General features: G+C 44.8%; 27 protein-coding genes. 20 read left to right on the top strand and 7 right to left on the bottom strand.

From position 1 onward, the window contains the following. Nucleotides 1-157: 157 nt before the first annotated feature. From C2756_RS08735 to C2756_RS08725, 3 genes are read left to right on the top strand one after another with little or no spacing between them, the layout of a single operon-like run. Nucleotides 158-1,201, top strand: coding sequence for an alpha/beta hydrolase (locus C2756_RS08735; RefSeq protein WP_215318685.1), 1,044 nt, complete (start codon nt 158-160; stop codon nt 1,199-1,201). A 30-nt stretch (nt 1,202-1,231) separates the two neighbouring features. After that, on the top strand, nt 1,232-2,212 hold the full coding sequence (locus C2756_RS08730; RefSeq protein ID WP_215318684.1) for a tripartite tricarboxylate transporter substrate binding protein: 981 nt from the start codon (nt 1,232-1,234) through the stop codon (nt 2,210-2,212). Nucleotides 2,213-2,216: 4 nt separating this feature from the next. Beyond that, on the top strand, nt 2,217-2,975 hold the full coding sequence (locus C2756_RS08725) for a class II aldolase/adducin family protein (RefSeq protein ID WP_215318682.1): 759 nt from the start codon (nt 2,217-2,219) through the stop codon (nt 2,973-2,975). Nucleotides 2,976-3,002: 27 nt separating this feature from the next. Here the strand turns inward: C2756_RS08725 and C2756_RS08720 are convergent, their stop codons facing one another. Further along, a complete protein-coding gene (locus C2756_RS08720; RefSeq protein WP_215318680.1) occupies nt 3,003-4,007 on the bottom strand; it encodes a 2-hydroxyacid dehydrogenase in 1,005 nt (334 codons plus the stop codon). An 85-nt stretch (nt 4,008-4,092) separates the two neighbouring features. Between C2756_RS08720 and C2756_RS08715 the strand changes: the two genes are divergently transcribed. From C2756_RS08715 to C2756_RS08705, 3 genes are read left to right on the top strand one after another with little or no spacing between them, the layout of a single operon-like run. Then, entirely contained in the window at nt 4,093-5,058 is a 966-nt protein-coding gene (locus tag C2756_RS08715) for a tripartite tricarboxylate transporter substrate binding protein (RefSeq protein WP_215318679.1), read from the top strand. A 3-nt stretch (nt 5,059-5,061) separates the two neighbouring features. Further along, on the top strand, nt 5,062-6,132 hold the full coding sequence (locus C2756_RS08710; RefSeq protein ID WP_215318677.1) for an isocitrate/isopropylmalate dehydrogenase family protein: 1,071 nt from the start codon (nt 5,062-5,064) through the stop codon (nt 6,130-6,132). A 52-nt stretch (nt 6,133-6,184) separates the two neighbouring features. Beyond that, a complete protein-coding gene (locus tag C2756_RS08705; protein WP_215318675.1) occupies nt 6,185-7,462 on the top strand; it encodes an alpha-hydroxy acid oxidase in 1,278 nt (425 codons plus the stop codon). 17 nt (nt 7,463-7,479) lie between these two features. On the opposite strand, the gene C2756_RS08700 is transcribed toward C2756_RS08705, so the two are convergent. Then, the gene (locus C2756_RS08700; protein ID WP_215318673.1) at nt 7,480-7,827 is read right to left on the bottom strand and encodes an HNH endonuclease; all 348 of its coding nucleotides are present in this window, start codon (nt 7,825-7,827) and stop codon (nt 7,480-7,482) included. Between the two features lie 58 nt (nt 7,828-7,885). Here C2756_RS08700 and C2756_RS08695 point away from each other — a divergent pair, with 58 nt between their 5' ends. The 3 genes from C2756_RS08695 to C2756_RS08685 are packed head-to-tail and all read left to right on the top strand — an operon-like array spanning nt 7,886 to nt 9,857. Then, on the top strand, nt 7,886-8,155 hold the full coding sequence (locus tag C2756_RS08695; RefSeq protein ID WP_215318671.1) for a TIGR03643 family protein: 270 nt from the start codon (nt 7,886-7,888) through the stop codon (nt 8,153-8,155). Then, on the top strand, nt 8,152-9,687 hold the full coding sequence (locus tag C2756_RS08690; RefSeq protein WP_215318669.1) for a cryptochrome/photolyase family protein: 1,536 nt from the start codon (nt 8,152-8,154) through the stop codon (nt 9,685-9,687). The genes C2756_RS08695 and C2756_RS08690 overlap by 4 nt, the downstream gene beginning before the upstream one ends. 8 nt (nt 9,688-9,695) lie before the next feature. After that, complete coding sequence (locus C2756_RS08685; RefSeq protein WP_215318667.1) at nt 9,696-9,857, top strand: DUF2256 domain-containing protein; 162 nt, start codon at nt 9,696-9,698, stop codon at nt 9,855-9,857. Nucleotides 9,858-9,919: 62 nt separating this feature from the next. Here C2756_RS08685 and C2756_RS08680 read toward each other — a convergent pair whose 3' ends face one another. Next, the gene (locus C2756_RS08680) at nt 9,920-10,564 is read right to left on the bottom strand and encodes an SDR family NAD(P)-dependent oxidoreductase (protein ID WP_371817101.1); all 645 of its coding nucleotides are present in this window, start codon (nt 10,562-10,564) and stop codon (nt 9,920-9,922) included. Nucleotides 10,565-10,676: 112 nt separating this feature from the next. Between C2756_RS08680 and C2756_RS08675 the strand changes: the two genes are divergently transcribed. The 4 genes from C2756_RS08675 (at nt 10,677) to C2756_RS08660 (ending at nt 12,777) form a co-directional block, all read left to right on the top strand. Continuing rightward, on the top strand, nt 10,677-11,102 hold the full coding sequence (locus tag C2756_RS08675) for a thiol-disulfide oxidoreductase DCC family protein (protein ID WP_215318665.1): 426 nt from the start codon (nt 10,677-10,679) through the stop codon (nt 11,100-11,102). Next, nucleotides 11,099-11,653, top strand: a complete 555-nt coding sequence (locus tag C2756_RS08670; protein WP_215318663.1) for a chalcone isomerase family protein — start codon at nt 11,099-11,101, stop codon at nt 11,651-11,653. Before C2756_RS08675 ends, C2756_RS08670 begins: the two co-directional genes overlap by 4 nt. Then, nucleotides 11,653-12,201, top strand: a complete 549-nt coding sequence (locus C2756_RS08665; protein WP_215318661.1) for a DUF3833 domain-containing protein — start codon at nt 11,653-11,655, stop codon at nt 12,199-12,201. The genes C2756_RS08670 and C2756_RS08665 overlap by 1 nt, the downstream gene beginning before the upstream one ends. An 87-nt stretch (nt 12,202-12,288) precedes the next feature. Further along, complete coding sequence (locus C2756_RS08660; RefSeq protein ID WP_215318659.1) at nt 12,289-12,777, top strand: cupin domain-containing protein; 489 nt, start codon at nt 12,289-12,291, stop codon at nt 12,775-12,777. Nucleotides 12,778-12,867: 90 nt separating this feature from the next. On the opposite strand, the gene ahpF is transcribed toward C2756_RS08660, so the two are convergent. Both ahpF and ahpC read right to left on the bottom strand, forming a co-directional pair. Next, nucleotides 12,868-14,448: an alkyl hydroperoxide reductase subunit F gene (gene ahpF, locus C2756_RS08655; RefSeq protein WP_215318657.1), complete on the bottom strand. Its 1,581-nt coding sequence runs from the start codon at nt 14,446-14,448 to the stop codon at nt 12,868-12,870. Nucleotides 14,449-14,551: 103 nt separating this feature from the next. Continuing rightward, nucleotides 14,552-15,115, bottom strand: coding sequence for an alkyl hydroperoxide reductase subunit C (ahpC, locus tag C2756_RS08650; protein ID WP_215295565.1), 564 nt, complete (start codon nt 15,113-15,115; stop codon nt 14,552-14,554). 219 nt (nt 15,116-15,334) lie between these two features. Here ahpC and C2756_RS08645 point away from each other — a divergent pair, with 219 nt between their 5' ends. Further along, entirely contained in the window at nt 15,335-15,985 is a 651-nt protein-coding gene (locus C2756_RS08645; protein WP_215318655.1) for a hypothetical protein, read from the top strand. 110 nt (nt 15,986-16,095) lie between these two features. Further along, a complete protein-coding gene (locus C2756_RS08640; RefSeq protein WP_215318653.1) occupies nt 16,096-16,620 on the top strand; it encodes a phasin family protein in 525 nt (174 codons plus the stop codon). A 26-nt stretch (nt 16,621-16,646) separates the two neighbouring features. Here the strand turns inward: C2756_RS08640 and C2756_RS08635 are convergent, their stop codons facing one another. Then, nucleotides 16,647-17,546, bottom strand: coding sequence for a histone deacetylase (locus C2756_RS08635; protein ID WP_215318652.1), 900 nt, complete (start codon nt 17,544-17,546; stop codon nt 16,647-16,649). Nucleotides 17,547-17,566: 20 nt separating this feature from the next. After that, the gene (locus C2756_RS08630; protein WP_215318650.1) at nt 17,567-17,941 is read right to left on the bottom strand and encodes a DUF2237 family protein; all 375 of its coding nucleotides are present in this window, start codon (nt 17,939-17,941) and stop codon (nt 17,567-17,569) included. Between the two features lie 149 nt (nt 17,942-18,090). Between C2756_RS08630 and C2756_RS08625 the strand changes: the two genes are divergently transcribed. The 5 genes from C2756_RS08625 to C2756_RS08605 all read left to right on the top strand — a co-directional run bounded on the left by C2756_RS08625 (nt 18,091) and on the right by C2756_RS08605 (nt 22,349). Further along, nucleotides 18,091-18,525, top strand: a complete 435-nt coding sequence (locus C2756_RS08625) for a DUF2452 domain-containing protein (RefSeq protein WP_215318649.1) — start codon at nt 18,091-18,093, stop codon at nt 18,523-18,525. Nucleotides 18,526-18,560: 35 nt separating this feature from the next. Further along, on the top strand, nt 18,561-19,541 hold the full coding sequence (locus tag C2756_RS08620; protein ID WP_215318646.1) for a quinone oxidoreductase: 981 nt from the start codon (nt 18,561-18,563) through the stop codon (nt 19,539-19,541). Between the two features lie 197 nt (nt 19,542-19,738). Next, on the top strand, nt 19,739-20,596 hold the full coding sequence (locus tag C2756_RS08615) for a metal-dependent hydrolase (protein WP_215318644.1): 858 nt from the start codon (nt 19,739-19,741) through the stop codon (nt 20,594-20,596). A 27-nt stretch (nt 20,597-20,623) separates the two neighbouring features. Next, the gene (locus C2756_RS08610) at nt 20,624-21,367 is read left to right on the top strand and encodes a transporter substrate-binding domain-containing protein (protein WP_215318643.1); all 744 of its coding nucleotides are present in this window, start codon (nt 20,624-20,626) and stop codon (nt 21,365-21,367) included. 10 nt (nt 21,368-21,377) lie between these two features. Continuing rightward, nucleotides 21,378-22,349, top strand: a complete 972-nt coding sequence (locus C2756_RS08605; RefSeq protein ID WP_251372035.1) for a tripartite tricarboxylate transporter substrate binding protein — start codon at nt 21,378-21,380, stop codon at nt 22,347-22,349. Nucleotides 22,350-22,355 lie beyond the last annotated feature (6 nt).

The raw sequence follows: 22,355 nt of genomic DNA, 5'->3' as shown, positions 1-22,355 counted from the left end.
GATTAGGACTATTTAAAAGAGGCATTCAATGCAGTTCTGCACCTTTCGCAAACATATACGGATGGGCTGGATTCCTTGGGTTAAATTGACTCAATCTGACTAGTTAATAGTAATATTGTCTGTGAATAAATTACACAAAAAATCATCAGGAGACGTAATGAAATCAAGTAAACAGTTATTCCTTGGTCTACTCGCTTTTTTGGGTTTTTCTCAGGCTTTTGCTGCTGGCAAAATCGAGATGAATGAATACATGATTCAGAGTGATACCCCTGGTATTTCTCTGTATGTCCGCAATAAGCATTTAGCGGGAATGAAAAAGTTTTCCCCTGAAAAAACATTGCTTTATGTACATGGCTCAACCTATCCCGCAGAGACAGCGTTTGACTTATCTTTAGGTGGCACATCATGGATGGAGTACATCGCTGCTAGGGGGTATGACGTTTGGCTAGTTGATTTGCGTGGCTATGGAAAATCGACTCGTCCACCAGAGATGGATCAACCTGCTGAGCAAAATCCACCGATAGTCCGTACCAATGTTGCCGTCGGTGATGTGTCTAGTGCCGTAGATTACATCTTGAAGAAGCGCAACATTAATAAGTTGAATTTACTTGGATGGTCATGGGGTACCACCATCATGGGTAAGTACACAGCTGAAAATAATCAAAAGGTTAACAAGTTAGTGCTGTATGCACCGCAATGGTTACGTCAAGGCGGTGCGCCATTAACAGACAAAGGCGGTCCTTTAGGCGCATATCGTGTCGCTTCGGTTGCCGATGCCAAGAATCGTTGGTTGACTGGTGTGCCAGAGAGTGCCAAAGCCACATTGATTCCCGATGGCTGGTTTGAGAAGTGGGCTGTAGCCACCTTTGAAACCGATCCTTGGGGAAAAACACAGAGCCCTAAAAAACTGCGTGCACCTAATGGAACCATTCAGGATGCACGTGAGTTCTGGACAGCAGGCATACCGGTTTATGAGCCTAAAGATATTCGTGTGCCAGTCATGCTGGTTCACGCAGAGTGGGATGCGGACTTGCCAAGCTACATGATGTATGAGTACTTTACTAAGCTAGAAAATGCGCCTTACAAAATCATGTTGCAAATCAGCGAAGGTACTCACACCATCATTATGGAAAAGAATCGCATGTTGATGTTTACTGGTGTCCAGGAGTTTTTGGATAGTACATTTAAGCCAGAAAAATAAATATCAATATAGAAACTATTTGAGGGCATCGTGAAATTGAATTGCTTAATAAAGTTTTTTGGACTTGTCTTTTTAGCTAGCAATGCCATAGTAGCCTTAGCTGCCTATCCTGATAGACCCGTCACGATCATCATTGGCTTTCCGCCGGGCACAGGGACAGACACTGTGACTCGCATCATGGCTGATCGACTCTCTCAGCGTATGGGTCAGCAGTTTTTAGTAGATAACAAAGTAGGTGTTGCTGGCAGTATTGGTGCGGGCATTGCAGCGAAAGCGAAACCAGACGGCTACACCCTGTTGGTGAGTGCATCTGCACCCATGTCAATTAATCCGCATATCTATAAGAATCTGACTTATAACCCGCTGACTGATTTCACACCGATTGGCATGTTGGTATGGTTGCCGTATCTCATGGTGGTCAACCCGAATGATCCTGCTAATACCTTGCAGCAATTTTTGGCGAATGCACAAAAGAGTTCAACTCCAGTGAGCTATGGCTCTACTGGTAATGGTGCAACCAGTAACTTGGTAATGTCAGTTTTAGCTAAACGAGCTGGCGTTGAAATGACTCAGATTCCTTATAAAGGAAGTAGCCAAGCGCAAGCAGATGTGATTGGTGGGCAATTACCTGTGACCTTTGATACGCTTTCTTCTAGCATTGCAATGGTGAGGGCTGGTAAGTTAAAGCCTCTTGCTGTAGCGACTCTGAAGAGGACAGAACTTGCTCCGGAAATACCGACAGTAGTAGAGCAGGGCTTTCCGGGCTTTGAAATTGGTGCTTGGCTCGGCCTCTTTGGCCCGCTAGGCTTGCCGCCTGCGATTCAAAAAACCTTACTCAATGAAATCAACGCAATCTTGCAAGAGCCTGAAACTCGTGCCAAGTTAGCTAAGAGTGGCGCTGAGGTGCGGATGTCAACTAACTCGGGTGAGTTTGCTCTATTCATAAAAAATGATAATGAAAATACCGGTAAGCTGATCCGTGATTTCAATATCAAACCAATGGAGCAATGAAGTAATGACTAAGAGTAATTATGTTGTCTCAGCTGCAGAACGCCAGGTACGCGTTGATTTAGCCGCTTGTTACAGACTGGTTGCCCATTTTGGAATGAGTGATCTGATTTATAACCACATCACTGCCAGAATTCCAGACAGTAAAGACGATCATATTTTGATTAATCCTTATGGATTAATGTACAACGAAGTCACCGCCTCTAATTTAGTCACGATTAATTTAGATGGCGAAGTAATTTATAACCCCAATCCTGATTTTGGTATTAATCAAGCAGGATATGTAATTCATAGTGCGGTGCACCGTGCAAGAGAAAATGTCAGCTGTGTCATTCACACGCATACACGTGCTGGTATGGCAGTCTCTGCTATGGAGTGTGGCCTTTTACCAATTACGCAAACATCCATGCGCTTTCATGGCATTAGTTATCACGACTACGAAAGTGTTGCGATAGATCTTGATGAGCAAACCCGTTTGGTGGCGGACTTGGGCGATCAAACCGCCATGATCTTGCGGAATCATGGTTTGCTAGCAGTAGGGCCTAGCGTAGCGCAAGCATTTAATACCTTATATTGGTTGGAGATGGCCTGCAAAGCTCAGGTGGATGCGCTCTCTTCGGGGGTGAAGCTCACCATGCCCTCAAAAGAGGTGATAGAGAAGACGCATCATCTCTATCAACCCAATGTCAGAAGGCCTTTTGGTGAAATGGAATGGCCTGCCATGTTGCGTATTGTTGAAAAACTAGATCCTGGCTACAAAAATTAATCTAGCACCTCAGTAAGCTTAAAACCGCTAGTACACAACTTCTACTAGTGGTTTTTGATTGATGAAGTTTTGAATATTCTGCGTGACCGATTCGATACGTCTCGCATCGAGATCATCCGTCCAGCTGGCAGTGTGTGGTGTCATGATGACATTGTCGAGCTCATGAAACGGAAAGGCTGATGGTTGCATCTCTAAGTTTTCAGTGCTGGCATATTGATACCAAACATCAAGAAGAGCACCACCAATCTGACGATGCTTCAGGGCTTGATAAATAGCCTCTTCATTAATAATGGGACCTCTAGCCACATTAATGATGACACCTGTTGGTTTCATCTTTTTTAGCGTGCGTTCATTAATCAGGTCTCTCGTGCTGTCACTAAGAGGCGAGGTGATGAGGATATAGTCACTCTCAGAAAGTAATTCATCAAGATGTGAACTGTCTTTCCACCATGCCAGTCTTGAGTCTTGCTTAGGGTTACGACTAATGGCCAGAAACTTCATGCCAAAAGGAGTGGCTAATTCAGTAACACGCTTTGCGATGTGGCCGTAGCCTATAAAACCAATGGTTTTATGCTGAATTTCACTATGCTTCTTACCTCGCACAATTGATCCGCCGTAAGTCCAGCGACCTTGACGTAGCTCGCGATCCATTAAGCGCATATTGACAGCAAACTCTAAGATGCCGAGCATGACATATTCAGCGATTGGCTCAGAGTGTTGGTTGGTGTTGCAGACCTTGCAGCCCGCTGGTAGCCAATCTGGATGAAGCCATTCCATTCCAGAAAATGGTACCTGAATTAACTGTAATTGCTTGCCAGCCCTAATGAGATCTTCAATCAGTTGCTTATCTTTTGAATAGATCAGCTCTGCTGTTACTACCAGAATGCTGGCTTTAGATGCTAAGTCAAATAGCTCTGCTTTGGGCTGTTCAATAGTCCAATGTTGTATTGCCCACTGATCTCCAAGTACTGCACTAAGTGGATCAAGGAAGATCTTGCCGTACTCTCCAACAACCAGAATATTTTTGCTCATATTTTTTTACTTAATGGATGACTTAAATATACAGCAAGCCCTAAATTCAGTTATCCTAATTTTCTATCAAGATACGAATGCACATATGAAGCGCCGCAATTTTTTAGGTTTATCGCTAGCTCTGTCTCTGCCATTTTCTGTGAGGGCACAGGCATACCCCTCAAAACCCATTCGTTATATCGTTCCTGTTGCGGCAGGTGGTGGTAACGATATGATTGCACGGGTCGTTACTGAGCGCTGGGGGCGAGTTTTGGGCCAAACTTTTGTAGTGGAGAATCAAAGTGGTGGGGGCGGAGTCATTGCCTCTCAGGCCACCATGAGAGCGCCGCCTGATGGATATACCTTGATGCAGGGTTATGTGGCCACTCATGGTACAAATCCTGCGACAAGAAAAGTTCCTTATGACCCTATTAAGGATTTCACGCCGATTGGGATGATTGGTGCGACCCCAAACGTCTTGATTGTGAATAGTCAGGTTCCAGTCAAGAACATGAAAGAATTTATCGACTATGCGCGCAAGAACCCAGGGAAGTTAAGTTACGGTACTGCTGGTCAGGGATCTTTGACACATATGACCATGGAATTATTTAAGCAGGAAACTGGTCTTTACATTCTGCATATCCCATATCGTGGCATTGCCCCAGCGATTAACGATCTATTAGGCGGTCAAACGCAGACTATGTTCCCAGGCCTAGCTGCGGCTTTGCAATATATACAAACAGGCAGGGTCCGTGCATTAGCGGTTACGGGATCAAAACGCAGCTCAGTCTTAAAAGACGTCCCAACTATGGAAGAGCTCGGTTTTAAGGGTTTTGACGCAATGCAATGGTATGGCACGGTAGGCCCTGCTGGAATTCCATCGGATATTGTGAAGCGTTTAAATGAAACGCAAATTGCTACACTGAAGTTACCGGAGATGCGGGAGAAGTTATTAATTGAAGCAGTTGAGCCTATGCCGATGTCTCCTGAACAATTCGGTCAATTTATTAAAAATGAAACTAAGCGATGGACTGCCTTGGCAAAAGCTCGCAATATTCAATTGGAAGAGTAGGTCATGTCGAAGAAATTAAGAGTTGGAATTTTAGAAGGCGATGACATTGGTCATGAGATTGTGCCGATTGCAGTAGAGGTTGCCAAAGCAGCTGCAAAACTGCATCAAGTGAATATCGAGTGGGTACCTTTACCCATTGGGCGTCGCGCGCTCGATACTCATGGCCATACTCTGCCACCTGAAACTTTAGAAACTCTCCATACTCTGGATGGATGGATCTTGGGTCCGATTGGTCATCGTGCTTATCCAAAGCAGGCTAACGCCATCAATCCCCACCCAATTTTGCGTAAGCAATTTAATTTGTTTGCAAACGTGAGACCAACACGTTCTTACCCAGATATTGGGTGTCTTCGTGATGATATTGATTTAATTATTGTTCGTGAAAACAACGAGGGCTTTCAGCCAGATCGGAATATGTTGGTAGGTAATGCAGAGTTTCGTCCAAGCGATGAAATGACTCTGTCTATGCGCGTGATTACCAGAACTGGTAGCCGTCGCGTTGCCCAAGCAGCTTATGAATTAGCGCGTCAACGCAAGAAGCATTTGACCTACGTCCATAAAGATACAGTCTTTAAACTAGGTTGCGGTATGTTTGTTGAGGAGTGTAAAAAACTAGCACCAGAATATCCAGATGTCCTCGTTGATGATGTGATCGTTGACACTATGGCAATGCGCTTAGTGCGTGACCCCCAAAACTTTGATGTGATTGTGACTACGAATATGTTTGGCGATATTTTGTCAGACGAAGCTGCAGGTCTGGTTGGCGGTTTGGGAATGGCGCCAGGTTTATGTATCGGTGATGGTGATGTGGTGATGGCACAGGCCACTCATGGATCAGCTCCGGATATCGTAGGCAAAGGCATTGCCAATCCATACTCCATGATTGAATCAACTCGTATGATGTTTGATTGGCTTGGCTATAGCCGGAATATCCCAGAGGCTGTGGCGATGGCAAGATCGATGTCAGAGGCAACTTCAGTAGCGCTTGCTAATCCAAATGCTAGAACCGGGGATATCAATGGCAAAGGAAATACTGCATCTATGGCAAAAGCAGTATTAGAGGCTTTGAGGTAATGTAATACAGTGGTTGAAATACCTGTAGCTCAAAAAATAGGATGGAGGAGACATGAGCAATCGCAAGGACCGAAATGAACAACGTAGACAGCTCTTAACATGGCTTGCAGCCAGCCCCTTGTTTGCCCTTAGCGCTAATCAAGATTTGTTTGCTCAAGAAGCAAAAGATCCGAGAGAGTTAATCAGAAATTTCACGAAGCGACCAGACCCCATGATTTGGGCGCCAAATACTCCCTTGGATCTGATATCCAATCCAAAGGAAGCAATCAATGTTTTTGATTTTGAGCCAGTAGCATTTACGAAAGTACCTCCAGCACACTTTGCTTACATGGCATCAGGCATTGATGATGAGGTGACATTAAGAGCAAATCGCACTTCATTTCTAAAGTACCAATTACGTCCTCGTCGTTTACGCGATGTGAGTCAAATTGACACCTCTATTACGCTTTTTGGAACTAAGTGGAACTCTCCCATCATTATTGCCCCAACTGGTGGCAATAAGGCATATGACCCAGAGGGAGAGGTAGCGGTTGCGAGAGCGGCGAGAGCGGGTGGTTTCTTAAATATCCTGTCAAATGCTGGAGCCTCCACAATTGAAGACGTCATCGCTGCTCGTCAAGGTGAGGTTTGGTTTCAGTTATATGCAACTTCTAGCCCTGCAGTTGCTAAGCAAGTTATTCGACGGGTTGAAAAAGCTGGGGCACCTGTTTTAGAAATTACTGTTGATCGTAATGGCGGAAGAAATCAAGAAACTTTTGCCCGTCTTAAGAAATTGGATCCGCGAAATTGTGCAGGCTGCCATGTGCATGGCTTTGGCAGTGCGCAAGAAAGACCAAACTATGATGGAATTGATATGACTGGCGTCAGGATGACCTCTTCTAATATGACTTGGGACTTTATTAAGCAGGTGCGCGATACCACCAAAATGAAAATCATCATCAAGGGAATTTTGACTGAAGAGGATGCGCAACTTTGCCTCAAATATGGCGTTGATGGAATTCATGTATCAAACCATGGCGGCAGAAGTGAAGATGGTGGGCGCGGTTCGATTGAGTGTTTGCCTGAAGTTGTCAGAGTGGCAAAAGGTAAGGTACCCATTCTATTTGATAGTGGTGTACGTCGAGGTAGCGATGTATTTAAAGCAATGGCATTAGGAGCGAATGCAGTTTGTGTGGGTCGTCCTTATCTCTGGGGTTTGGGTGCTTTTGGACAACCCGGCGTAGAGCGCGTCATGGAAATTTTGCAAACTGAATTTAAATCAACCATGCAGCAGATGGGTGCCGCTAATATTGCCGCTATTCAATCATCTATGGTGATGAAAGAAAGCTAATTTAGTTGAAGCCTTTCTTATGAGGTTTTAATACGCGCGCTTTTGCGAGTTTTCTCATAAAAGTGGTTGGGCTTGGATTTGACCCAACGAATAAATCGCTGCATTTCAGGATGCTCTTGTAGATTACTAGCAGTATTGAATTGTATGGCTAGCTCAGTTTCAGTAAATAAAGCATGAATCTGCCGATGACAAATGCGATGCAGATATTCCGTGGTCTTACCGCCCTTCGATTTGGGTACTAGATGATGAGCATCTTTTTGTGATTCCGGGATAGGGCGGTCACAAATAGGGCAGACAGTTTCCAGTACCTTTTGGAGTGGCTTGGGCTCCAAAGAAATGAGTTTCTGACGAATTTTTCCAAGCATGAGTATTTGGGTTTGGTGGGGTCATGCCAGTTTATTAAATAAGTCTTAAACTTGCACGGTGGCAAGATTCTCTCCAAAAACACTCTCTGCTCCTGATATATCTCGTCTCATTGAGATGGCTTGGGAGGACCGTACTCCGTTTGATGCGATTGAGCAGTCATTTGGCCTCTCTGAATCTCAAGTGATTCAATTAATGCGACACGAGCTCAAGAGAGGTTCATTTGAGCTATGGCGTAAGCGCGTGACAGGTCGATCTACGAAACATGTCGCTCTGCGAAGTAAGCTAGTCGATCGTGCTTATTGCCCAACCCAATATAAAAATAAATGACATCCCCTAAAAGGCTGGTCTTGATTCTGGGGGATCAGCTGGATTTAAAGAGTGCAGCACTTCACAACTTTCATCATGAAACCGATGAGGTATTTATGGTGGAGTCTATGCATGAGGCTCAATATGTTTGGTCGCATCAGGCCAAAATTGCTTTATTTCTATCGGCTATGCGGCACTTTGCCCAGACTTTGAAAAGCTTGCATTACCCAATCAGCTACATCAGAAGCACCCCTTTATCTATTGTTGATGCATTAAAAGAGAGAATACAGCAAGAGAAAATTACCCATCTCATTTGCGTCGAGCCAGGCGAATGGCGCCTAAAGCAGGAGATTGAAGCATTAGCCAATAAGCTTGGATTGCAATTGGAGATGCGTGAGGATGAGCATTTCTTCTGCTCCCATCAAGAATTTACAGATTGGGCAGCTGGTAAAAAAGAATTGAGGCTCGAGTACTTTTATCGCTTGATGCGGAAGACCCATCAAATTCTGGTGGATGCTGATGGTAATCCAGAAGGCGGTCAATGGAACTTTGATCAAGACAATCGTAAGCCCTATCCCAAAAAAGGGCCCGGCATCATTGAGGAACCCATTCTGTTTGAGCCAGACACCATCACTCAAGAGGTGATTGCATTCGTCAAGAAAACCTACCCAAAGCATCCTGGCTCACTAGAGGCATTTCGTTGGCCGGTAACTCGAGAGCAAGCTCTAGAAGCGCTGAATTATTTTGTAGATTACCGTTTGCGAAACTTTGGTGTCTTCCAGGATGCTATGTGGACTGATACGCCATATGGTTGGCATTCTATGCTCTCGAGCTCCCTGAATCTCAAGCTCCTTAATCCCCGCGAGGTCATTTCTGCTGTTATTAATGCTTGGAAAAAGTACTCCCTAGATTTATCTACGGTCGAGGGCTTTATTCGTCAAATTTTGGGGTGGCGAGAATTTGTTCGAGGGATGTATTACTTGGATATGCCAAAGATGGCTCAGGATAATTATTACCAGCATCAGAGGTCTTTGCCTAAGTGGTATTGGTCCGGCCAAACCAATATGGCTTGTATGAAAGATGCCATTGGTCAGACCTTGAGGTATGGATATGCGCATCATATTCAGCGCCTGATGGTGACCGGCAACTTTGCTCTGTTGGCTGAGATCCTGCCCTCACAAGTCTGTGACTGGTATTTGGCAATTTATGTTGATGCTATTGAATGGGTAGAGTTACCGAACACCGCTGGCATGGCCTTGTTTGCTAACGGTGGACGCTTTACGAGTAAGCCTTATATTGCTAGTGGAGCCTACATCAAACGCATGAGCAATTACTGCGGCTCCTGTCAATACAAGCCAGATGTTCGCTTTGGAGATAATGCTTGCCCAGTCACGACCCTGTACTGGAATTTCTTAATCAAGCATCGCACTCAGTTTGAGGCAAGCCCACGAACGCGTTTAATGACAGCAAATCTGAAAAGAATCAGCGATGAAGATCAGAGCTCGATTACAAAGCACGCAAAGCAGTTGTTAAATCACTTGAATGATCTCTAGGGTTTGTTATGAGCACTTCCTTTAAAGGAAATAAGAGCTATTTGCCAAGCAAGATCTGTGTTGTTTGCAAAAAGGAAATGACCTGGAGAAAGTCATGGGCAAAAAATTGGGAGTCAGTGAAATACTGCTCTGATGCCTGTAGAAAAAAGGGAGCTAAAAGTCAGGTGTAGTAGTCAGGTGCAGTACTCAGGCGTAGTAGTCAGATGTTGTCGAGCCTGATCACCTTTGACTTTTACCAAGGCAGCTTTTCACCTGAATAAGAAATAAAACTGCCAGAATCCTCTTTCTCAAGATTTTGCATCACTTGAAACATATCGGACACCGCATCTGCTGCTGGTCTGCCAATTTGCTCGCCCCGAAAAGGCTTTGAAAGGCTGGAATTGACAGTGCCTGGATGCATAGCAATGAGTGCAGCATTGGGTTTGGTGCGAGCAAGCTCAATGGACGCCGTTTTAATCAGCATATTCAAGGCTGCTTTAGAGGCTCGATAGCTATACCAGCCACCGAGACGGTTATCTTCAATGCTACCAACCTTGGCAGATAAGGTAATCAGAATAGAATTTTTTGGATCCAATAGTTTGGAGAAATATCGAATGCTTAAGGCGGGACCAATCGTATTGATTTTGAAGAGCTCAATGAATTGTTCGGCATTGAGGTCATCTATTTTTTTCTCCGGCATCCAGTCTTTGCTGTGCAATACACCAATGGTATTGATGATCAGTTGAAAGGGTTCTACTGCTGCAAGCGCATTAGCGGAAGCTTCGATAGAAGCCGGATTTTGATAATCAAGCGGATGCTCTGAATGACGGTGAATACCCACAACCCCTGAGCATGAGGGGTTATTTTTGAGGAGCTCTACAAAAGCTGACCCAATCATGCCAGATGAGCCAATGACCAGAGCGCGAAAGGGATTAGGGAGTATTTTCAAAGGGGCTTTAATGACGACTGTGCTGCAAGCTAGTTTAGTCAATAAGTCTTACACTTGCTTCATGGCCCATGATTTACAAAAACTCACTCTGTTTTATGATGGCGCGTGCCCTTTGTGTCAGGCGGAGATATTGTTTCTTAATGGGCGTAACCAAGCTGGTTTACTTGGCTTTGTCGACATCAATTCAGATCGCTATGACCCATCAGCCCTTGGTGTGTCATGCGAACAAGCGCTAGCTGCTATGTATGGTCAATATGCTGATGGCTCATTAATCAGTGGTGCGGTTGTTTTTCCAGAGGCATATCGCAGAGCTAATCTTCCTTTTCTGGCCTGGTTGTTTTCCAGAAAGATCGTGCAGCCACCCTTGCGCCTAGGTTATCAATTTTTTGCTAAGCATCGCCATGCGATTTCACGAATATTAGGTCCAGGTGCATTGCGACTAGTCAATGCCACATCTAAAAGTAAGAATGTATCAGGCGCCTTATGAAAGTCCAAACCCTATTCATCCAACTGTGTGCTCTTGCCTTTTTATTCAGCGCCAATAGTAATGCCCGAGAGTTGACCTATATCAATGAAGCCTTGAATCCTGCCAAACTTCAGGGCAGCGGCAAATTAACTTGGTGGGGCTTTCATATTTATGATGCCAATTTTTATCGAGGTGCAAGTACTAATGCTTCAGCATTTGCACTGGACTTGCGGTATCAAAAATCATTCACTGGTGTGGCAATCGCTAAGAGCTCAGCAGATGAGATGAAAAAGCTTGGTGTACCAGATACACAGGCACAGGCTTGGGAGAAACAATTAGCCACATTTATGCCAAACGTGGAGTCAGGTCAAAATCTCACTGCAATTTACGCACCCAACCAGGGAACTACTTTTTATTTCGAAGGAAAACCCCTTGCGCAGATTCCGGGAGCGGATTTTTCTAAAGCTTTTTTTGGTATTTGGTTAGATCCTAAAACGAGTGCCCCTAAACTACGTGAGCAACTACTTGGGCAGAATTGCCCACCACCCCTTTTCCAAGAGGCTTGTCCATAATGAAATCATTCTTTAGCAAATTCAGTGTAGCTATCCTTTGTGCCAGCTTCTTGCTGGGTTGCGCTGGCCCAAAAGTATCTCAATACGCTAATGAAAAGCCCGTATTGGATTTGAGTGAGTATTTCTCAGGCACGATTGATGCCTACGGCATCTTCACCGATCGCAGCGGAGTAGTGGTCAAACGTTTTACGGTCTTGATTCAAGCGAACTGGCAGGTCGTCGATGGTAAGAAAGTAGGTACTCTAGATGAAAGCTTTGAATACTCTGATGGCACAAAGCAGAAACGCATTTGGAAGCTAACCGAAGTTGCTCCTGGAAAATATACTGGTAAGGCAGATGACGTAGTAGGTGAGGCCAATGGCTCATCTGCTGGGAATGCTCTCAACTGGGCATACACCTTAGCTTTGCCAGTTGATGGCACCATTTACCATGTTCAGTTTGATGACTGGATGTATCTCGTAACACCAAAAGTCATGATTAATAAAGCCCAAATGAGCAAGTTTGGTATCAATCTAGGCGAAGTCACACTGAGTTTTTATAAACGTTAGGCGTAATCCCTTAGAGCCTTCTGTATAAGCCCATGCTAGATTAATCCTCGTAATTCACATCACATAAAAATTATTTTGGAGATATAGATGAAAAGACTTTCTTTAGCAATACAAATCTTCGCTATGGCGGTTCTGAGCTTTGCATCTCTGCATGTCTCCGCACAAGCCGCTGCTAAGAATTTTGTGATTGTCAAACCCGATCAAGTGATGTGGGGCGATTTGCCTGCAGGCGTGAAGACTGCAGTGTTATTCGGTGATCCTAGTAAGCCTGGAATGTATGTTGTTCGTAATATCTTTCCTGAGGGCATTATGAGTTCACCCCATTCTCATTCTGAAGATCGTTTTGTTACAGTCATCAAGGGAACTTGGTATGCAGGTACTGATGCTAGTTGGGATCCAGCGACTACGGTTGGCTTGCCAGCAGGCAGTATGATGTTTCATCCTGCAGGTGTAGTGCATTTTGATGGTGCTATGAAGGGAGCTACAGAGATCCAAATCATGGGTATGGGCCCAGTGAGCACAACTCCTGTATATAAAGATGCACCCCGTTTTGGAATGCCTCGTAAGCTAAATTAAGTTTTTCATCACCCGGAAAGACAAAACCCCAGAAATTGCTCTGGGGTTTTTATTTGCTGAGCTCGGGCCGACTCAGAACTTTACATTTACCTAAGCAGCAATTTTGCTGGGTACCTCTTCACTAACGGAGTGCCGAATCAGATAGTCAAAGGCTCCCAGTGACGCTTTGGCACCTTCACCCATGGCGATAATGATTTGCTTATAAGGAACGGTAGTGCAATCTCCCGCAGCAAATACGCCAGGTACTGATGTTTCTCCTCTTGCATCCACGATGATCTCACCACGAGGCGAAAGATCGACTGTGCCTTTGAGCCATTCACTATTTGGCAACAAGCCGATTTGAACAAAGATGCCTTCCAGCGCAAGAGTTTGCTCAGCATTGCTAATGCGATCCTGATAACGCAGGCCATTCACCTTGCTGCCATCACCCAACACTTCTTTTGTCAAAGCACTTTTAATGACGGAGACGTTAGGCAGGCTAAATAATTTCTTTTGCAACACGGCATCAGCCCGCAATTGGTTATCAAACTCAATCAGGGTAACGTGACTTACAACACCAGCTAAGTCAATCGCGGCTTCAACACCCGAGTTGCCACCGCCAATCACTGCTACACGTTTGCCTTTAAATAGAGGGCCATCACAATGTGGGCAGTAGGCGACACCTTTGTTGCGATATTCTTGTTCGCCTGGAACATTCATTTCTCTCCAACGTGCACCGGTGCTGATGATGACAGATTTGCTTTTCAATACCGCGCCATTAGCGATCTCTACTTCAATGCCATCGCCTGTCTTACGCAAAGCGCTAGCACGTTGTAAGTTCATGATATCCACTTCATAGTCTTTCACGTGCTGCTCTAATGCTTGCACGAGCTTTGGTCCCTCGGTATGAGATACAGAGATAAAGTTCTCAATACCCAAGGTATCCATGACTTGACCACCAAATCGTTCGGCAAGAATGCCAGTGCGGATGCCCTTACGCGCCGCATAGATTGCAGCAGCAGCACCAGCTGGGCCGCCACCGATGACTAGCACATCAAAGTTATCCTTAGCATTGAGTTTGGCTGCATCCTCTTCGGCACTGCCAGTATCGAGTTTGGCAATAATCTCTTCTACGCCCATACGCCCTTGACCAAATACTTCGCCATTGAGGATGACAGTGGGGACAGCCATGATTTGGTATTGATCTACCAAATTCTGATAGATAGCGCCATCAATCATTTCATGCTCAACATGAGGATTGAGGGCTGACATTAAGTTCAAGGCCTGAACCACGTCAGGGCAGTTATGGCATGACAAAGAAATAAAAGTCTGGAAGCGGAACTTTCCATCTAGCTTGCGTACACGCGCAATGATGTCCTCTTCGACCTTAGGTGGATAGCCACTGGCTTGCAAAATTGCTAAGATAAACGAGGTCATTTCATGGCCCATTGGGATGCCCGCAAAAGTAATGCGTGCATCTTCACCAGTCTTACTGACAGTAAAGCTAGGAACGTTTGCCGCTTTACCATCCGTCTTGACATTAATTTTGTCTGATTGCTCAGCCACTTCATTTAAAAGTTCTAGCATCTGGACGGCCGCAGGGCTTTCATCTAAGCTGGCTGTGAGCGTAATTGGAGCAACGATTTTTTCGAAGTATGCTTTTAATTGGGTTTTGATATTGTCATCTAACATGGTGCATCCTTTATTTCAATTTCAGTGAGTCTATTGGGCAGGATCTGATCCTCTCCAATAGACTCTCCGGAGAGAGTCTGATTGGTTATAGAGTGAGATCTATTTAGATCTTGCCTACGAGGTCCAAAGATGGAGTCAAAGTCGCTGCGCCTTCTTTCCATTTCGCTGGGCAAACTTCGCCTGGGTGCGCTGCTGTGTATTGAGCAGCTTTGAGCTTGCGCAATGTTTCAGAGACATCACGTGCGATTTCATTGGAATGAATTTCAGCAGTCTTGATCACGCCTTCTGGGTTGATAACGAATGTGCCGCGCAATGCCAAGCCTGCTTCAGGAATGTGTACGCCAAATGCATTGGTCAATGTGTGAGTTGGGTCACCAACCAAGGGGAACTTGGCTTTACCAACTGCGGGAGAAGTTTCGTGCCAAACTTTGTGTGAGAAATGAGTATCTGTTGTAACGATATACACTTCAGCGCCTAATTTTTGGAATTCAGCATAGTTATTAGCCGCATCTTCAATTTCTGTTGGGCAGTTGAATGTGAATGCTGCTGGCATGAAAATCAAAACTGACCACTTACCTTTGAGAGATTCATCAGTAATAGTGACAAACTTACCGTTGTGGAAAGCTTCGGTTTTAAATGGTGCTACGGTGGTGTTGATAATAGACATAGTGCTCCTCTTGTTGAATAAATTGGGTTAATCAAACTGCTAATGTTTTGACAACGGAGTCCATTCTAGGGGCTATCTGTATATTTGTATAATGAATAATTTAGATAGAAATAATCGATTTTATTGATAATAAAATATCGCCATAATGCAATGCGCAGATAATGGCATCCTGAGCACCTAAATGCCTATTTCAACGCCTTTTGAAAGATCTTTCTCGACATGTCCATTCAACTTACAGCTTTCATCCGGTTTATTTCAGCAATTGCCTGTGGCATATTGTTGCTAACAGGCTGCCAATCGACCGGTAAGGATGGCAAGCCGCTGACTCAAGCTGAAATTCTTCAGAAACGACAGGCAACGCTCCAGATGGCTAAAACGGGTCTGGATGCTTTGATCAAACAAAACCCTAAAGTAAAAGAAGATATTGAAAAGGCACCGGGCTATGCCGTCTTTAGCACAACCAATGTGAATGTTGTCTTGATCGTAGTGGCGCGGGGTGAGGGCGTCTTGTATGACAAACGTCGCAAAGAGCCAGTATTTATGCAGGCTTTAAAAACAGGTGAAGGATTGGGTGCAGGCTATCAAGATCAATATCAAATTGTGGTTTTTAAAACGACTGCAGCAATTGACCAATTTTTATTAACATCGATTGACGGGCAAAAAGGCGGTATCGATGTGGATGCTAATTTTTCAGCAGGCTCTGGTGGAACGATTCGCTCTTTCAACCCAGATATCACCTTTTATACAGTCGGTCTCTCCGGCTATGACTTGCAGGCTAACTATGGCGGCACCTTATATCTAGTGGATCAGCAGTTGAATGACGCCGCTACGCTCAAGAGCCTGACGAGTAAGGTCCCCGCAGCAAAATAAGCACGAAAGCCTATGCTGGGATCTACTGGTATTTCTCTATAGCAAGGCCCTAAAACGAGAGTAGATTGGTATAAATATCCATCGCGTCTCTCTCACTGAAAGGGGTTGTTATGAGCAAAAGTCCACAAAAGGCTATTGATGCAAGTAGGGTTGTCGGTCGCGTAGCCATGGAGAGTGCGCAAGCGATTGCACAAATCAATCAAAAGGCTACTGAAGAGTTTGCAGAGCTTATTCAGAAACGGGTTGCTGAGTTAATGAAAGCTCAGGATCCTAAAACAGCTTTTGACTTTGTTCATGCTGAAGTATTGCAAGATGCTGCAAAAGAAGTGGCCCATTATCACCAACAGCTACTCGATGTATTGAGAAGTGGTAATAAAGAAATGGCAGATATTGCGGAAGTGATGATTCAGGATTCCAAGATGGACCTCATTCATTTTGTGAATGATGCTACCAACAATGCACCCGCTGGTAGTGAAGCGTATGTTTCGGTATTTAAAACCTCGTTTAATAACGCTCTCCAAAACTTCGAATTAGTCCGTGCTGCTATGGCAGATTCATTTAGTCATTTTGAAAAAAGCGTCGAGAGTATGACTAGTTTGACGACTGCTCAAGGTGCTTCCAAGAAGAAGTCTTAGAAGCGGTGTTTAAAACAGCCCTGACGCTAGTATTGCTGTTGGAAGTGAAGGGCGGTTTGGATGGTTTGAAAATGAATCTCGACAGTAGAGTCGATTTCCTTGCCATAACCACCGGCCATCGAGAATGCCAGGGGTATTTGTTTATCTAGGGCGTATTGAAAGATCGTTTCATCTCTGAGACGCATACCTGTTTTGCTGAGCTTGAGTCTGCCCAAGCGATCCCCTTCATGAGGATCAGCTCCTGCAAGGTAAATAACAAAGTCTGCTTTAAAGCGAGAGTCTAATTTGTCGAGGCATTGATTGAGGGATTGAAGATAGGTTTGATCATCGCATCCATCGGCAAGACCCAGATCAAGATCACTACTCTCCTTTTTAAAGGGAAAATTATTTTCACCATGTATCGAGAGAGTAAAGATAGAGGCATCGTGATGAAGAATAGATGCGGTGCCATTACCCTGATGAACATCTAAATCAATAATAGCGATCTTGAGGTGCGGGCTGATTTCTTTTTGGAGTGTGCGAGCGGTAACTGCGGAGTCATTAAATACGCAAAACCCGCTGCCAAGATTACGGTAGGCATGGTGTGTGCCTCCAGCAAGATTTCCAGATATGCCTTCACCTATAGCAGTCTTAGCTGCAGCGATAGTGGCCCCTGCAGAACGTCGTGAGCGTTCCACCATTTTTTCGCTCCAAGGAAAGCCAATCTCTCTTTGCTCTTCAGGACTCAGTTTGCCCTCGATGACTTTCAGAAGATAGCTCGGGTCATGTGCATAGAGAAGTTGGGTATCGCTTGCGGCAGGTGCTTCAAGTAACTCCAGCTTAGCAAGCGAGCCGACTAAATCCCGCAAGCGGGAATACTTCTCCATTGGAAAGCGATGTCCCGATGGCAGTGGTAATACAAAATGGTCTGAGTAATAAGCTTTCAAAGACGCTTTCTAGGAAGTCTCTAAATATCGCTGGAATATTGCTCTAGAAAATCTAGGGATACTTTTTCTAAGGCTTTGATGTTGGTGCTCTCTAATTTAATTAAAGGTGCGCAACGAGCCTCTACTGCTTCGAGCCAGCGGTTGATGCATAGACACCATTGGTCTCCTGCAACAAGACCAGGAAAGCGATATGCAGGCATGGGTGTAATGAGATCGTTGCCACGGCTGAGGCTAAATTGCAAAAAGTCATCATTCACAATTGCGCAGACTAGATGACTACCCACATCCTCCAAATTGGTTTTGCAACATCCATCCCTCAAGAATCCGGTTAGAGGATCAAAAGAACAGGGAACCAAGGGCTGCCCTAAAACGTTAAGGGCGACATCATTACTCATTAATTCTTTCCTTATTAGTGTTTGTAGCTGCTGTATTCAATAGCTTGCTTTACCTCTCGGCAAAATTTCCCTTTTTGTGTCACACTTTCTCGGTCAATATCGCTGACTAAAACCAATTTTGCAGTAAAACCAGATTTCACGGGCAAGCAATGAGAATCGAAGACACCGACCCAGCAAGACACGCGGGTATCGAATACCCAATGGAGGTTGGCGCCCCTGTTTTCGCCCCTATCAAAGTAGTCGAAGAAAAAGATAAAGCAGTAAATGTGGCACGTCAAAATGCCAAGCAAGAGTACGAGCGCATCATGGAGCAGGCTGAGGTGTTGATGAAGCAGGCGAGGGCCTTGCAGGCAAGGCTCGATGCAACAGAGATGGTGCACAGTGCAAAATTTAGCTTCAATCCCATTCATGGAAAAATTTACCACCTGTATTACGACAGCAGAAATTCAACGAACGTTTTGATACAGAATGGACCTAAAGAGTGGAGCTGTGGCATTCCGGATGGTTGGACATATGCCATGGCAGTGAAGAAGTTGGGAGACAGTACTTGGGCAGTGATAGAAGAAAACGCCCTTGTTGTATGATATTTTTTCTCATAACAAATACAAATAGGTGACATGTGACAAAAGCAAGAGTAGTGAGTTTGGATAAACTGGGTGGCGCAGATGTCATTCAAGTGATTGATAAAGAATTACCTCCACCAGCAAAGGGCGAAGTGCAGATTCGTCAGACAGCGATTGGATTTAATTTCATCGACATTTATCAGCGCTCTGGTTTTTACCCGCTTGAATTACCTACGGGTCTTGGTCATGAGGCTGTTGGTGTAGTTGAGTCTTTGGGTGAGGGTGTCACTGGTTTAAAAGTAGGCGACCGTGTCATGTATATGAATGCAGGTATTGGTGCATACGCTAGTGCACGCAATGTTGCTGCTGATAAATTAGTCCCAGTGCCCGACAATGTTTCAGATGAAGTTGCTGCTGCAGTCTTCTTTAAAGCCATGACTGCCCAATACCTTGTGCAAAAGACTTACAAAGTGAAAGCCGGTGATATCGTATTGGTACATGCTGCTGCTGGTGGTGTTGGCCAAATTTTGGCTGGCTGGGCAAAAGGTTTGGGTGCTTTTGTGGTCGGCACAGTTGGTTCTCAAGCAAAAGTTGCTGCAGCTAAGGCAGCGGGATGTGATGCTGTTGTCGATTACTCCAATGCCAATTGGGTGGAGGAAGTATTGAAGGCGACCGGTGGCAAAAAAGCCAATGTGGTTTATGACTCTGTGGCTAAAGATACCTTCTTAGGTTCTTTAGATTGCGTAGCCCCTTTTGGTACGCTTGCACTCTTTGGTGCCGCTTCCGGTCCTGCCCCTGAAATTCAGCCAGAGATTCTTAATAAAAAAGGTTGTCTATTCTTAACAAGACCATCAGTATTTCCTCATAACGCGACACATGCGTTGTTGCAAGAGAACGCTAAAGCGGTATTCGATGCCATTGCTAAGGGTTATGTCAAAGTGCAGATCGGTGCAAAGTTCCCACTGGAGCAGGCGGCTGATGCACATCGTGCCGCTGAAGGCAGAAAAGTATCTGGCGCCATTGTGATGATTCCTTAGTTAGAAGTAGAAGTTGATTAGCACAAGCCCCGTTCTTACGGGGCTTTTCATTTGTATCAAAGCACGCTTGTCACAAAAATACAAAGCATTTGGCCCTAAGAATTGGTGCAGTGCCGTATAAGAGGCTTGCTCAGCCCTGATACCCGATTTCGGATATAGTTTTCTTATTCACATAAAAGATCTTAGGAGACAAAACCATGGGAAGCGCTTCATTTAAGAAAACGATTGCAAATGCTTTATTGCTGTCAATATTTTTGGCTGGCAGCAGCCTTGCTTTGGCTCAAACTGCTACAAGCGCAGGTGCACAAGGTAAGACAGAGCTTTTATGGTTCGGTCAGGCCGGTTTTCGGATTAAGTCTCCTCAGGGAAAGATGATTTTGATTGATCCTTGGATTACTGGCGGACCAAAAACTCCCCCACAGTACAAAAATGATTTGGCTTCAATTGGCCCAATTGATTTGGTATTGGTAACTCATGCGCACGTAGACCATATTGGTGATGCACCTGCAGTAGCTAAAGCAAATAACACTAAGTTGTACGGCCCTGCTGATATGGTGACACCATTAATTACATTGGGGATCTTGCCTGCTGATCTCGGCTGGCGTTTTAATAAAACTGGTCGTGTAACTCCATTGCCAGGTGTAAAGGTAACTGCAGTTCAGGCTGAGCACTCTTCTTTACTGGTTTGGAAAAATCCGGCTACTGAAAAGATGGAATCACATCCTGCAGGCGAAGCAATGGGCTACATCATTGAACTTGAAAATGGTTTCAAGATTTGGCATATGGGCGATACCGGTTTATTTGGCGATATGAAGTTCATCAGCGAACACTACAAACCAGATTTAGTGTTGATTCCGATTGGTGGCAACTTCACTATGGCGCCAGACGATGCGGCTTATGCATTAAAAACTTGGATCAAACCTAAGATGGTGATTCCAATGCACTACAACTCCAATCCGATGACAAAAGGAACGCTTGCTGAATTCCAGGCGGCGATGAAGGGAAGCAATATCAAGATTGTTCCGATGACAGAAGGTGAAACAGTCCAGTTTTAAATCGTATTCATAGCAGATAGGATTTTCTTGAATTTCATCTCACCTAAAGTGAGGAGCCAGCTTGCTCCTCACGGCGTTCTCTCGGCTGCAGTCTATCTTGGAAACTTTTTGCTAGTGACTGGGCGCTCACCGTCGGGTGAGCCTGCTGGCATCGCCCCTGATATCTGTCGTGAGATTGCCAACCGCTTAGATGTTGAGCTCAAACTCATTGGCCATGAAACTCAGGATGAGGTGGTTGAATCTGCTGCCAGTGGAAAGTGTGGAATTGTATTGTTGGGCTCAGATCCTGCGCGCGCTAAAAAAGTGACCTTCACGCCTGCCTACGTTGAGTTGGAGGCAACCTATCTGGTATTGGACAATTCGCCTATTCATAATGTGTCACAAGTAGACCGGCCAGGGATCCGCATCGCCTCTTTTTTTAAGAGCGCCTACGATCTTTGGCTGCAGCGTAATCTGCAACATGCCACCTTGGTTCATGCTGACAGCATTCAAGCAAGCAATGATTTATTTGTGAATGAAAAGCTCGATGCATTAGCAGGCTTGAAAACAGGCCTCATAACTGCCGCTCAGAAAATTCCTGGATCACGGGTTCTCGATGGCCAATTTACTGGAATCCAACAAGCGATTGCAACCCAGAATGCCAATCATGAGGCGGTTCAGTTTTTAACTGCCTGTGTAGAGGAATTTATTAGTACGAGTTTGGTCGCTAATTTGATTCAGAAATATCGAGTACAGGGTTTGGCACCCGCACCCCTGAATAAATCTTCTTAAGAAATTGAACGTGAAAAAAATTGCACTAGTCTGTGTTCTGGGATTAACGTTTTTGAGTGCTCAACTTGCTTGTGCGCAAGGAGCAAATTACCCCAATCGTCAAATTAAAATTATTTCACCGTTTGCTACTGGCGGAATCGCTGATGGTTTCTCACGCATCATTGCACAAGCATTAAGCGAGTCTTATGGTCAACCAGCAATTGTTGAAAACAAGACGGGTGGCGGTGGCAATATTGGCGCTGACTTTGTTGCGAAGTCTCCAGCTGATGGCTACACCTTAATTATGGGAAGTATCGGTACGCATGCAGTTAATCCTTACCTCGTAAAAAATATGCCGTACGACCCGCTGAAAGATTTTGTTCCGGTAGTTTTTGTTCTTGATGCTGAAGGTTTATTGGCTGTTAACCCAAGTCTTCCAGTGAAAAATGTGAGTGAGCTGATTGCCTATTTAAAAGCGAACCCAGGAAAAGTATCTTATGGTTCAGGGGGTATTGGAACTGCTAGTCATTTAGCAGGAGAGCTTTTTGTAATGACTGCTAAGGTGGACATGACGCATATTCCGTACAAAGGAAATGCCTTGGCGATTACCGATTTAATCGGTGGGCAAACTCAAGTCATGTTTGCAACCATGCCCACCATTCTTCCATATGTGAAGAGTGATAAGTTGCGGGGCTTGGCAGTGACTGGTGCCACTAGAGATCCATCGATGCCCGATTTACCGAGCATTAGCGAAACCCTTCCCGGTTTTGATGTTAAAAATTGGATTGGTCTATTTGCGCCAGTAGGAACGCCACCCGCTATCGTCAAAAAACTGCATGATGATGTGAGCAAAATTATGCAGCAGCCAGCGGTGCAAAAAAAGTTGGAGTCTGAGGGTGCCAAGTATTACGCTATGACACCTGAAGCATTTGGGGCCTTCCAAAAGAAAGAGTCAGCCCGCTGGGGGAAAATTATTAAAAGCGCGGGTATCAAGCCAGAATAGTGTTTT

This window comes from Polynucleobacter sp. UB-Siik-W21, from assembly GCF_018687415.1.
GTDB lineage: Bacteria > Pseudomonadota > Gammaproteobacteria > Burkholderiales > Burkholderiaceae > Polynucleobacter.
The sequence above is the reverse complement of the archived record's forward strand: the minus strand, read 5'-3'. Positions and strand labels throughout refer to the sequence as shown.

What these genes read in the sequence shown, in the direction of transcription:
- C2756_RS08685 (WP_215318667.1), top strand. Translation starts at nt 9,696, where the DNA reads ATGAGCACTTCCTTTAAAGGAAATAAGAGCTATTTGCCAAGCAAGATC.
- C2756_RS08700 (WP_215318673.1), bottom strand. Translation starts at nt 7,827, where the DNA reads ATGCTTGGAAAAATTCGTCAGAAACTCATTTCTTTGGAGCCCAAGCCA.
- C2756_RS08720 (WP_215318680.1), bottom strand. Translation starts at nt 4,007, where the DNA reads ATGAGCAAAAATATTCTGGTTGTTGGAGAGTACGGCAAGATCTTCCTT.
- C2756_RS08670 (WP_215318663.1), top strand. Translation starts at nt 11,099, where the DNA reads ATGAAAGTCCAAACCCTATTCATCCAACTGTGTGCTCTTGCCTTTTTA.
- C2756_RS08690 (WP_215318669.1), top strand. Translation starts at nt 8,152, where the DNA reads ATGACATCCCCTAAAAGGCTGGTCTTGATTCTGGGGGATCAGCTGGAT.
- C2756_RS08660 (WP_215318659.1), top strand. Translation starts at nt 12,289, where the DNA reads ATGAAAAGACTTTCTTTAGCAATACAAATCTTCGCTATGGCGGTTCTG.
- C2756_RS08630 (WP_215318650.1), bottom strand. Translation starts at nt 17,941, where the DNA reads ATGAGTAATGATGTCGCCCTTAACGTTTTAGGGCAGCCCTTGGTTCCC.
- ahpF (WP_215318657.1), bottom strand. Translation starts at nt 14,448, where the DNA reads ATGTTAGATGACAATATCAAAACCCAATTAAAAGCATACTTCGAAAAA.
- ahpC (WP_215295565.1), bottom strand. Translation starts at nt 15,115, where the DNA reads ATGTCTATTATCAACACCACCGTAGCACCATTTAAAACCGAAGCTTTC.
- C2756_RS08705 (WP_215318675.1), top strand. Translation starts at nt 6,185, where the DNA reads ATGAGCAATCGCAAGGACCGAAATGAACAACGTAGACAGCTCTTAACA.
- C2756_RS08640 (WP_215318653.1), top strand. Translation starts at nt 16,096, where the DNA reads ATGAGCAAAAGTCCACAAAAGGCTATTGATGCAAGTAGGGTTGTCGGT.
- C2756_RS08675 (WP_215318665.1), top strand. Translation starts at nt 10,677, where the DNA reads ATGGCCCATGATTTACAAAAACTCACTCTGTTTTATGATGGCGCGTGC.
- C2756_RS08710 (WP_215318677.1), top strand. Translation starts at nt 5,062, where the DNA reads ATGTCGAAGAAATTAAGAGTTGGAATTTTAGAAGGCGATGACATTGGT.
- C2756_RS08665 (WP_215318661.1), top strand. Translation starts at nt 11,653, where the DNA reads ATGAAATCATTCTTTAGCAAATTCAGTGTAGCTATCCTTTGTGCCAGC.
- C2756_RS08645 (WP_215318655.1), top strand. Translation starts at nt 15,335, where the DNA reads ATGTCCATTCAACTTACAGCTTTCATCCGGTTTATTTCAGCAATTGCC.
- C2756_RS08725 (WP_215318682.1), top strand. Translation starts at nt 2,217, where the DNA reads ATGACTAAGAGTAATTATGTTGTCTCAGCTGCAGAACGCCAGGTACGC.
- C2756_RS08680 (WP_371817101.1), bottom strand. Translation starts at nt 10,564, where the DNA reads ATGATTGGGTCAGCTTTTGTAGAGCTCCTCAAAAATAACCCCTCATGC.
- C2756_RS08715 (WP_215318679.1), top strand. Translation starts at nt 4,093, where the DNA reads ATGAAGCGCCGCAATTTTTTAGGTTTATCGCTAGCTCTGTCTCTGCCA.
- C2756_RS08735 (WP_215318685.1), top strand. Translation starts at nt 158, where the DNA reads ATGAAATCAAGTAAACAGTTATTCCTTGGTCTACTCGCTTTTTTGGGT.
- C2756_RS08625 (WP_215318649.1), top strand. Translation starts at nt 18,091, where the DNA reads ATGAGAATCGAAGACACCGACCCAGCAAGACACGCGGGTATCGAATAC.
- C2756_RS08615 (WP_215318644.1), top strand. Translation starts at nt 19,739, where the DNA reads ATGGGAAGCGCTTCATTTAAGAAAACGATTGCAAATGCTTTATTGCTG.